General features: G+C 41.9%; 4 protein-coding genes. All 4 read right to left on the reverse strand.

From position 1 onward, the window contains the following. Positions 1-5 precede the first annotated feature (5 nt). Complete coding sequence (locus HMPREF1505_RS05250) at positions 6-1,718, reverse strand: RagB/SusD family nutrient uptake outer membrane protein (RefSeq protein WP_036923532.1); 1,713 nt, start codon at positions 1,716-1,718, stop codon at positions 6-8. A gap of 155 nt (positions 1,719-1,873) precedes the next feature. After that, entirely contained in the window at positions 1,874-5,182 is a 3,309-nt protein-coding gene (locus tag HMPREF1505_RS05255; protein WP_036923534.1) for a SusC/RagA family TonB-linked outer membrane protein, read from the reverse strand. A 1,211-nt stretch (positions 5,183-6,393) separates the two neighbouring features. Continuing rightward, complete coding sequence (locus HMPREF1505_RS05260) at positions 6,394-8,094, reverse strand: putative transporter (protein WP_036923536.1); 1,701 nt, start codon at positions 8,092-8,094, stop codon at positions 6,394-6,396. Between the two features lie 572 nt (positions 8,095-8,666). After that, positions 8,667-12,377, reverse strand: coding sequence for a leucine-rich repeat domain-containing protein (locus HMPREF1505_RS05265; RefSeq protein WP_036923538.1), 3,711 nt, complete (start codon positions 12,375-12,377; stop codon positions 8,667-8,669). Positions 12,378-12,396: the final 19 nt, after the last annotated feature.

Here is a 12,396-nt window from a genome sequence, read left to right on the forward strand (position 1 = left end):
AGCTATTAAAAAGAGTGTGCACTTACTGGAGCAGAATACTGATTGACCGCTGAAAGTACTGGCAATTTGTACTGAGAAAGGTCAACGAGCTTCGCACCTGCTACAAGAGCCTTGGCTGGGTTGCCTGCAACACCAGCCTCACGAATACTCTGTGGAATCTGTACCACCTGACGAGGGTCGTCCTTCTCCAACCAATCAAGGTTCTTTGAAGGTCTACCATTAGCACCAATCAAACGACGTGGAATCTCGATATTGTAACGTCTGATATCCATCCAACGCATTCCCTGATGTACTGTCTCGATACGACGGAAGTTCAGCAAGCACTGTAAGAGTGACTCCTGCACTGAGCCTTCAACGTCAATTGTGAAGCGAGGGCTGATGTGCTTCTTGAAACTTGGTATCATCTTAGCAGCATCAGCGTATGCATATGGAACTGTCTTGAAGTAAGTTTGTACACTTGTTGGGGTAAGGGTCACATTGGTATTGAAGAAGTTCTTCATCCAAATAGTCATATCTGCACAAGCAGCATCATTCTGACCAAGCATGATTTCAGCCTCTGCACGGTTGAGCAAAGCCTCATCCATAGTGAAATCAACGTTCAATGTGCGGAGATAACCAGAGCCTGTTGTCGTATTACGAACCTCAAACTCACGTGGAAGTTTCATCAATAAAGCGAAGTTACTCTCACCTGAATTAACGGTAAATGGCTTCCAAATGAGGTTTGACGATGTACCCCAGATGTTATTACTCTGGAACAACTCTGTCTCTGACAAGTAGTTAGTGAGTGTATAACGCTTACTGGTTAACCATGGTGCAAGAGCCATACCAGCATTGCTGACACTGGTCTGAACAAGGAGGTTACAGTCTGCAGAAGCACTACAATAAGCCTCAGCACTCTTTACTGCCTGATCTGATTTACTCAGTGGCATAGCCTGCAATGCTCTATAGTCACGCAAAGAAGCAGCAGGATTACTACCTAAGAGCTTATCAGCATATTCCTTTGCCTTCTCCCACTTCTCATAATAGAGGTAGAAACGGGTTGCAAAAGCATAAGCAGCCTGCTTGTTGAAGTGATACTTTGGTACCTCATAGGTATCGTTAAGCAATGGGATACCAGCCTCAATATCAGCAGCAATCTTTTCATAGACATCAGCTACAGTACCACGATTACTCTGTTCTGCAGCCGCAGAGAAGTCTGCAATTCCTGTTGCATAATAGAGTCCAGCATCCTTTGTACTGGTCTTGCCATTATAAGGACGGCAGAATTCGTTAGCAAGGATAAAGTGGTCATAGGCACGAATGAGCAAAGCCTCACCCTTTGAATTACGAAGTATATCGTTCTTTGGACCACCCTGATCATCAATAGCAGCCAAAGCTTCATTAGCCTTATAGACACCCTCATAATAAAGCATCCACACCATCTCAGGAGAGTCATTACCACCCTCTGTCTGCTCTTGCCAGAAGAAGTACTGATCACCACCACGATTACCCTGGCTATTCTGTGCTCCCATGTAATCGGTATTGTCAGACATCCACTCGTTAAAGAGCGTCGGTGTACGGTCAGGATAGGCTGTCACAAGCAGACCCGCAATCTTCTTTGGTGTGTCCAAAGTCGTACGGTTGTCTGGCAACGTATCCAATTGGTCAGAACAAGATGCAAGTATCGCTACAGATGCAAGCATCAAGCTGCCCTTATATATGATATTCTTAATTTTCATATTCGTTCTATATTAAATTACTTCTGGTTCTGATTCAGCATCTCTTTATTGTCTAATGGCTGTATCATCTTACAACCATTCGCCTTGTTAGGAACTCCAAAGTTACTATCAACATTTGGATATTCTCAGCTGAATATGAAGCCTCCGTTAAAATATTAAAGACCTAATCTCAATGTCATGGTGAACTGCTTTGGAACTGGCGCAGCCACACCACCTGTATTGAAGAACTCTGGATCCTGACCGTTCAGCTTCTTATCTGAATAGAAGAGGAAGAGGTTAGTTGCCTGAAGCTTCAAAGCTAAACTGCTAACGCCAATAGTTCTAATCATTGCTGCAGGGAAAGTGTAACCCAATGAGATTTCCTTCATACGAATGAAGTCACCCTTTGCGATACGAACATCAGAATAGTTATAAGCATTGTAAGCTACATCCAACTGTGAATTGTTGCGGTTCTGACGACGTGAAGCAATTACAGGGATATTAGTCAGAGCATGCTCACCACTGTATGCCCCACGATTTCGGTACTCCTTAGGCAAAGCATCCATATCGTCATAGCGGTTACTGAAGACAGGGTTCAAACGAACCTTATTGCCAAAGCTATAAGTAACGAATACGTTGAGGTCCCAGTTCTTATAACGGAAGACGTTACCGAATGAACCCGTTGTAGTTGGGTCGGCAGGACCTTCGAACTTCAAATACTTAATCTTCTCCTGATCACGCTCCTGAAGGTTAAGACCAGAGATAGTTCTTCTACCATCCTCGTTCATGAATGTAGGCAAACCCTCACCATTGAGTCCAGCAAATGGGATGCTGAAGATAGAGTTTACAGGATAACCTACAAGACTATAACCAGTTCCCTGTACGAGGTCGATAACACGTGCATGGGTGAAGAGACTTGTAATCTCATTGTGTGTCCATGAGAAGATAAAGTTAGATTCCCAACTGAAGTCCTTTGTCTTGATGTTATGTGTATTCAATGAAAGCTCCATACCATTAGACTTCATTGAAGCAACGTTAGCAAGGTTATAAGAACCCAACTGCGGATGGTTCACGTAACCAATAAGGTCACTATTGCGACGCCAGTAGAAATCAGTTGTAAGATTGATTCGGTTGTCAAGGAATCCAAAGTCGAAACCAAGGTTGAACTCACGTTTCTTCTCGTAGGTAAGGTTCTTATTACCGAACTGCTCATCGTAACCCGTCTCCTGAATAGAAGTAAATGGACGCCAAGGCACTGTTGCTGTGAAGATTGGCAATGAGTTAGTTACAGGAGGACGGTCACCAGTAAGTGAGTAGCTCAAGCGGAATGTAGCATGTGTCAACGCCTGCTTAAATACCTTATTGAACCATTCTTCCTCATGTGCGTTCCATGCACCAGAAACGTTATAGGTTGGCAACCATCGAGCTGATGTAGCCTTACCCAGATAGTTAGTACCCTCATAACGGAAAGTACCAGTCATCTGATAGCGACCCTTATAAGAATAGGTACCTGTACCGAAGTAAGCAAGACTGCGGATGTGGGTATTTGACAAGCCATAGTAGTCAGATCCCTTCTCCTGGAACATCTTGAATGCACGATAGTTCAGCTTAGCAATCTCACCAGCATCAAACATCATACCCCACTCGCGGTCGAAAGTAGCCTTACGGTCAACGCTATTACTCTCAACACCGGCATAGAGGTTCACGATGTGTGTATCATTGAATACATCGTTGTAAGCAGCAGAAAGACGGGTATCCCAACCAAAGAAGTGGTTACCTGTTCTGTCAAGAATACCGCCCTCTTTGAGGATTGACTCTGGAAGAGCAAATGGGTTGTCAGGATCAGTATAAAGATAAGGATTGGCATCGCGGATAGTTGTTGTACCCATTGCACGATAAGCCAAAGCCTGATTAGAGTTTTCACGAACGACATGTTCCATCGTTGAAGCAGCACTCTTAACAGCTACCAAAGCAGTAAGCTTCAACTTTGTTATTGGCTTATAGTCGATACTTGTCTGTATACGGAAGTCGTGTACATTCAAGTCCATGTAGTTATTGTTCAACTCATTGAAGATGTTGAACGGAGCATAGTTACGTGTATATGACTCGGTTGGGTCGAGTGTACGTGAAGTGTTCAAAGAATAAGAGTAAGGGTTGATATCGAAAGCACGACTAACAGCACCTGTTGATGGGTCAATCGTACGGCTCAACGAACCTGGAGCTCTCTGCTTACGATAAGAAGCATTAGCGATAAGGTTCAAACCGACCTTCTTATTAATATTGTAAGTCGTATTGATGTTACCAGTGTAACGCTGAACACGGCTTGACTTATACCATCCTGGATCATACATCGCAGAGAGTGAAGCATAGTACTGACCCTTGTCTGTACCACCAGAAGCACTCACAGAGTGGTTGTGCATGATTGAACTTGAGAAAAGCTGGTCGAACCAGTCAGTATTGCGATACTCAGCAGCACGGAGATAAGCGTCACGTGCTTTCTGTGTATTCTCAAGACCGAACTGTCCCTTAGTAGCGTCATACTCAGAGATGAGCTGATACATACGACCATAAACACCACTTGTAGAGGCGTTAGCAATCTCAGCATAATTCAAATAGCCCTTCTTCTCCAACTCACGATAAACCTCCATCTGGTCCTGTGAGTTCATGATATTAAAGTTCTTATAGCTTGGCTTCAAACGGAGGGTGTACTCACCAGTATAGCTCAAATGGCTCTGACCAGCCTTACCCTTCTTTGTAGTTACAACAATCACACCTGCCATAGCACGAGCACCATAGATAGATGTAGCAGAACCGTCCTTCAGAATCTGGAAACTTTCAATGTCATCAGCGTTCAATCCTGCAATAGCAGAAGAAATCAAAGTCTTTGCATCACCTGATGACAACGAACTTGCATCAACATTGGCAATGTCTTCCATGATGACACCATCCACAACCCACAAAGGTTTTGATGAACCGAAGATTGACGTGTTACCACGAACACGAATCTTAGGAGCTGTACCGAACGTACCAGATACGTTCTGAACGCTCACACCGGCAGCACGACCTTCGAGTGAACGGCTCACGTCCGCCATACCATCGAGCTTAGCTTTTGAAGCATCAATCTTGGTAGCAGCACCAGAGAAGAGGCGTTTGTCTTGCTGGGTCATACCCGTTACGACGACCTCAGTAAGCTGATGATTGTCATTAGAGAGGACAACCTTCATGCCATCTTTTGCTGTTACGGTCTGAGTGACCATACCAATGTAACTGACTACGAGTTTCTTTCCTGCAGGAACGTCGATAGTGAAGTGACCATCAATATCGGTAACTGTACCCGTCGTAGTACCTTGTACCATGACAGATGCTCCGATAACGGCTTCTCCATCGTCCTGAGAAACTACGGTTCCGTTAATCTTTGCCTGACCAAACGCTGTTCCTAATGACAGGATAAGACCAAACAAAAAGAGAGTAATTCTTTTCTCCATAGATCTCTTTTGATTATTAAAATATTATTGTGTAACTGTTTCGCTAAACTTTACGATTTTGTTCCTTTCTGAAACATTTTATTAGAGATGAGTCTTAAACCTAAATATATTGCTGCTTTTTCACAATATAAAAAGATTATTACTTTCATGGAATGCAAATTTAAATATTATTTATATAAGTTGCAAGCATTTTTCGAGTAAAATTACATTTTCTTTTAAAATTTAATTGAATACTTACTGATTTCAACAAAAGAGTACATAAAACACTTATAATTATAAACAGAAGAGTGTTTAGTTGACAAGTAAACAGGTTTTACTTGACAAGTTGACAAGTGAACATCCAAACAAGGTATTAGTTATAAAAGAAAAATAGGATTTTGTTTACATGTTGATAAGTTTTGTTTACATGTAAATGGGCGTGTAAATGAACAAAATTGCTGATTTAAAGAAAGACAAGAGATTAGGGGGAGACAAAATAAAAATAAGATAAAAAAGACAAGGTAACAAAGTATACAAAGACCAAATAACAAAATAATCTGGAACAAAGTAATAGCATCATGAGTTACCGCTCAATCCCTACTCTCCTATCACGGATGCCATAGAACAATAATATAATGTAAAGAAAAATCTAATCTTCGAATTGAGAAGGGCATAAATCAGCTTGCAATTAACGCCCAATTGGCTTGTAAAAGATGCCCTTTTGAGGGCTAACTAACGCCCTTTTGAAACCTTACTAAGCACCTTTTAAAAAGCTATTTTGCAATAGATTGATATTAAGGAAGTTACAAAGGCTATTCAAAAAGAGGTTTTAGAGCCATTTGGAGCAAATAAACAACGAAATAATGTAAAGAAAATTCAGATGATTAAGGAGAAACTTTGGTGTAAGATAACAGATAGCTAAAGACGTTGTATTTAGAGTAAAATCATTCTCTCACACATTTAACCCCAATCGGTCATTAGACCACAATGTTTCAGGAATTCTTGCTTTTGTGTTGTTTCCTAACATCTTTTATTTTCTTGTCGGCATCTTGTCTGCCTTTGTAACTTGACGTAGCCCGCTACGCCTGCGTCCCAAAGACAGACAATCTGCTCGATAATAAAACAAAATATGTTTAGGCTCTAATAACCGATTTCGGTTTAAGAGAATAAAAATAGGGTGCATCAGAAATTTGATACACCCTAATTATTTTTCGTTTTTATCTTATTCTTTCCTAAATCTGGCAGAAGAAGAGTACAATTACCTGCGCTAAGAAGATTCGAAGGAACATACTGAGCGGATAAACTGTTGAGTAACCTACAGCTGGAGCCTCACCTGCACAGATAGAGTTAGCATAAGCCAAGGCTGGTGGGTCGGTATAGGTTCCGGCAAGCATACCCATAATTGTGAAGTAATTGAACTTATACTTCAAACGAGCAATAGTGCCGACAATAAGAATTGGAACAATCGTTATGATGAAACCTGTGTACACATACTTCAATCCGTCACCCTGTACTACGGTGTCCCAGAAGGTTGCTCCTGCCTTGATACCTACAGAAGCCAAGAAGAGTGCCAAACCAATCTCACGGAGCATCATATTCGCTGACGTTGTAGTATAGGTCACAAGTCCCATTCGATAACCAAAACGACCAATAAGAATAGCGATAACCAACGGACCACCTGCAAGACCGAGTTTCATTGGTACAGGCATGTGAGGAATCGCAATTGGCAACGTACCGAAGATGATACCGACGATGATACCAACGAAGATGGTTGCAATATTTGGTGCGTTAAGGCGCTTTTCAGAGTTACCCATCATAGAAGCAACGCGGTTAACGTTCTCTTCTGGACCAACAACCATGATACGGTCACCCACGATAAAACGGTGGTTGCGACCAGCAAAGAGGTCCATACCCTGTCGGCTGATACGTGTTACGTTCACGCCATATACTGAACGGAAATGAATATCGCCCAAAGTCTTTCCGTTAATCTTACTATTGGTGATAACAATACGACGGCTAACCAACTGTTGTGGCTGGTCTTCCTCATGCCAGTCTACTTCAATCTCTGGACCGATGAAAGCACGGATAGCAGCTGCGTCAGCCTCTGCACTGACAACGAGAATCTCATCGCCTAACTCAAAAATATTATCTAAGGTAGGAACAGACAATACACCTTCGTGCATAAGACGTGTACAAACGAAGTCACGATTAAGGAATTCTGATATTTCTTCGAGCTTACGGCCTGCGATATACGCATTCTGTACCTTCAAATACATTGTGTAAGGCTTTGCATGAGGATTCTCAGCTTCTTCCTCATTCAGCTTTTCATTCTCCTCTTGAAGGTTTACCTTACAGATATAACGGATAGCGATCGTTGCACCGATGATACCTACCACACCCAAAGGATAAGCACAAGCGTAACCAGAAGCGATGTCGAAGTCCATGCCATTCTTGAAGACACTGTGGAGTGCTTCATTCGCAGCACCAAGACCAGGAGTGTTCGTCACAGCGCCATAGAGCGTTCCGACCATCATAGGAAGATTTGTCTTGTCCTGCGTGTCAAAGAAAATGTAGTAACAAGCAAACATCACAAGGACGTTGAGCAGGATTGCCACCGTCGAAAGAATGTTCAACTTCAGACCACCTTTACCGAAACTTTCAAAGAAGCCCGGTCCGACTTGCAAACCAATCATAAAGACAAAAAGAATCAATCCAAAGTCTTGTACAAAGGTCAATACGGGGATAGGTCCTGTAAATTTAATGTGACCAGCAAGAATGCCCACAAACAACACAAAGGTAACGCCAAGCGAAATACCTCCAATTTTAATTTTGCCAAGGTAGATACCCAAGGCAATGACAATAGAATACAATAGCATAATATGGGCTACCGTATCCTGTTTCTCTGCCGAAAAAATATCAATTAACCAGTCCATAAGTATTATTTATTGCGTGCAAAGATAAGGATTAAAAGGCATATAATCTAATCTTTTATGACGAATTTTAACCATTTGTCTGTTTTTGTATACGTTACTTTCTTATTTACCTATGTAAAAACTGTTCGTAAGATGTTATTGAGCCTTCGGGATTATGAAATAATGAGACATTCTTTTCAATTTAGACAAATAAAGATGAAAGGCATTGCAGTATTATAACCTATTAGAGATTAAGATAGACAAAGAAGTTATTGTCTACTTTTATCTTCATACTAAGGACCTCTAAATCTATTTTACAGCTATTCTGAACACGCTGTATTCTGCCCATTCTAATGATTATAAAGTCCCTCTCCTACCCTCATCACCTAACGTGTCGATGCTTAGCACACGTCGTGCTGATGGTGAGCACCAATGGTGTTAGGTACTAAAACATTGCATTTTGTCACCGAGATAGAAACAAGAAGAATTTTTATTAGACTTTATAAGGCAGCATAAACAAAAGAATCCCCTTGTTGTTGCCGAATAAGTATTCTACAACAAACAAGGGGATTGACTATTTATTAACTACTAATTTACTTTACGCTAATCTTTGCTGCCTTGTTTCCTACACGTACGATGTAGGTTCCACGACCGAGAGGGATGCGGCTGCTATCGTCAGCAACCTTACCTTGGTAAACGAGTTTACCATCGATTGAGTAGATAGCAACTGTGCTATTCTGTGCGCCAAGAACGCTAATTGCACCATCGAAGAACTGAATCTTAACATCCTTATCTGCTGTAACGGCATCAATGCCTGTTGCAGGTGTGAACGCGATGTAGTTTGTATAGATAAGTGCATTAGGGAAGTTATCGTTCGCCATCACACAAACAAGGTTGGTGAATGTCTTGTCAAGCTTCAATGTGGTAACACCATTCTCAAGTGTGTACTCATCATTGACGTCTAACTTCTCACCTTGTAACTCGCCATCTTTATAGGTCACATTACCGATGAACCAGTGGTAGGTTGTCATCTCACCGCCTACGACAGCTTCAGAGCTGAGGTCAACCTTACCATCAACGCACTTAACATCAATTGGTGCCTGAAGGTTGTAAGAGTATCTATCAAATCGTTTGCCGTTATTGCTTGGCAATGGCATTGTAGAGAACTTCAGACGGTTGCCTACAACGTTGAGAACTCTAAGGTTGGTATTCTTTGATACGTCAACCTTTGTCAACTTATTAGCGTTCAACCACAACTGCTCTAACTGAGGAAGCTTGTCGAGTGACACGTTTTCGAGGTCGTTATCGCTCAAATCAAGGCTCTCAAGTTTAGGGTTATCAAGCTTGATTTCCTTCATCTTATTGCTTGAGAGGTAAGCAATACCAAGGTTTGGTGCCTTTGACAAGTCGAAGTTCTTAATCTTATTACCAATCAATGACACTGCGAAAAGTTTTGGGAACGGTGACAAGTCAATGTCTGTCAACTCATTACCATCAAAGTTCAAATCAGTAAGATTTGGTGCTGCAGGAAGCTTAACAGATGTAAGTCCAGCTTGAGTTATAGAAATGAGTTTCGCTTCCTTCAAACCAGTGAGGTCTACATCAGTCATCTTAACGTTTGCAACGCTGAAGACTTTCACCTTATCATCAGCCTCAGCAACGAGTACACGTACCTTTGTGTTCGCCTTAGATTTAGCTTGGAAAATCTTATATTTTTCTCCAAGTGTGTACTGTGTAACATTACCATTGCCGCCCCACTCGAAGTAAACAGACTTACCAGGAACATAGCTTGCGAGAGACAATACTACGCTATCGGTCTGGTTGACAGTAGTAAATGATGCCAACTCATATTTAGGGAAGGCAATAGGATGAACATTAGTAGTCTTGAAGACGTTCTGTCCTTCGAAATCAGGGTAGGCAGCATGCGTCATCTCGCAATAGATTGAGTCAAGTGCGAGGTTGGTGAACTTAGCTGAACCATTGGTGATGGTGTAGTCCTTGCCCAACTGTAATGGTGTACCATCTTTCTTCTTCCATACAAAGTTAGTTGTTGCTCCATCCTTTGTTATATACTGCTCAGAGAGGTCGATGCCTGGTGAAGAGGTTGAAATCTGCAATACATGCTGTGGTGCATAGATAAAGTTACCACGAGTCAGACCGAAGTCGTTAGGCATATTAGCCAATGTGAAGTAGTTACCACTAACATTCAACTTCTTAACTGGTGCTACAGGTGGAATCTTCACCTCAGTAAGTTCGTTGTTTGCCACATTGATATCCTCTATAAGTTCGCTGTGGTTGAGGAGAAGACGAGTGAACTTATTGTTAGAGATATCAAGCATACGCAAGTTATCGGCATCCTTAAGATCCAACTTATTCAGTTTGTTGTGACTTACATTGAGCTTGGTTACACCATAGATGGTATTGAAGAGCAATGAGTCAACTTGGTTATGACTAATATTGATATCAGTCAACTTACTCTTATTAAAATAAGATGATGGACCACGGAGATCAACACGATTTAGCTGATTGTAAGAGAGGTCAAGCTTCTCAAGCTTATTGTTATAAGAGAGGTCGATAGTAGTAAGATTTGCTCTCTTCAATGTAAGCGTACGAAGTTCTGTAAGTGCAGAGAGGTCGATGTTGTCAATGTACTGGCCATCAGACTCAAGACTTGTTACGTACTTATCCTGTGGGACATATACGATAATGTCTCCAGCACCAGTGCGTGTAGTCACGATATTGGCTGTAGCTGGGCGCTCATCCTTAATCTCGAATGGGGTAGTATTACCATCGCCTAAGTCAACCTTTACAGTTACAGGATTAGCTGCTGTAGCACCAAGGATACCAACAGACATCTTCAGAGGAGAACCTGCGTCGCCAAGACTTGCGAGCTGAATAGCCTTCACGTCCTTTCCAAACTCGGCAACAGTCTTCACACGGAAGTTTTCTGTGCGGATAGGATAGTCTCTGAGTCGGCTATTAGTGAACTGAACAAAGACCTCTTCATCAAGTGCTTTCTTCAAAGTTACCTTACCATTCTCATAAGAATAATAGCTGTCATCTAACTCTACTGGCTTTGTTGGGTCAGCCTTTGGAACACGGAAGAGTCTTGCCTGAGTCGTTGTATTTGCACGAAGCACACGCTTGCTAAGGTCGATGACATCACCTACCTTATATGTATCGTTCAACTCCATAGGGTTTTGCTCGTGATAATACTCAAACCAGTTGCCTGGCTCTGGCAGTGTAGCAAAGTCCATATAGTTATAACGTACATTGACACTATATAGTTTTGGGTTCTGACTAACGTCAAGGTTCCGTAGGAGGTTACGGTCGCAAGAGAGTGTGAAGAGCTCTGGATTGTTTCTTAAGTCAAGCTCTTTCAAGTTGTTACCACCACAATAGAAATAGTAGAGCTTCGGACAGTGAGACACATCAATGGTCTCGAACTTCACGTCAGTATTGACAGCTCCAGAAGAGTGAGAGATGTAGAGCTGCGTAATCTCAGGGTTATGACTAAGGTCAAGAGTCTTGACACGAGAGTCACCCACGTTGAGTATTTGCAGTAATGAGTTCTTTGAGAGGTCTACACTTTCAACACTTGTCATGTCAAGACTCAAACGCTGCAGATATGGGCAGCCTGTTGGATCTGCTGTCTTGAGACTAATAGTGTGGTAAGCATCAAACGAACGGAGATTAGGAAAGTTCTTAAGCGTGAAGTCTGGAGAGATATGTCCAATCTGTGGAACCTCCAACACCATAAGATTTGGCATACGACCAATCATCAATGGAGTTGTAGCAGAGAAAGGATTATCCTGCAAATAGATAATATTCAGACTCTGTAAATGATCGATGTTGAGTGACTTTAAGTTGTTATGCTCTAAGTTCAAGACTTGGAGTTTCAAGTTATCATTAAACTGAATCTGGTCGATCTCATTACCAGAAGCATTGAAGAAATAGAGGTCGTCTGGGTCACCTTTGATTGTTACCCAGCCTGCATCTGACACAACATCTGTACAGAGAGTACCCTTAATGGCCTGTTCGCCATGATCATTCTCAACAATAGCTTTATTAATCTCAACTTCGGTATCACCAGAACCATAGTCGATAGAGACATCAGCCTTGTCTGATTTAGAGCCCAACACAAAAGAAACCTGTGCTGCCACACCAGAATTCTTTGCCTTTTCAGGCACATTGGTGTGGAATCGAATCAAAACTTCGTCTTGCGCATGGGCAGCAAGCGAACTCCACAACATAGCCATCACTAAGAGGAGGAATGATGGTAAAAAAGTAAATTTGTGCTTCATATAAATATAAATATTATTG

The organism is Prevotella sp. ICM33 (assembly GCF_000517825.1).
GTDB classification, from domain to species: domain Bacteria; phylum Bacteroidota; class Bacteroidia; order Bacteroidales; family Bacteroidaceae; genus Prevotella; species Prevotella melaninogenica.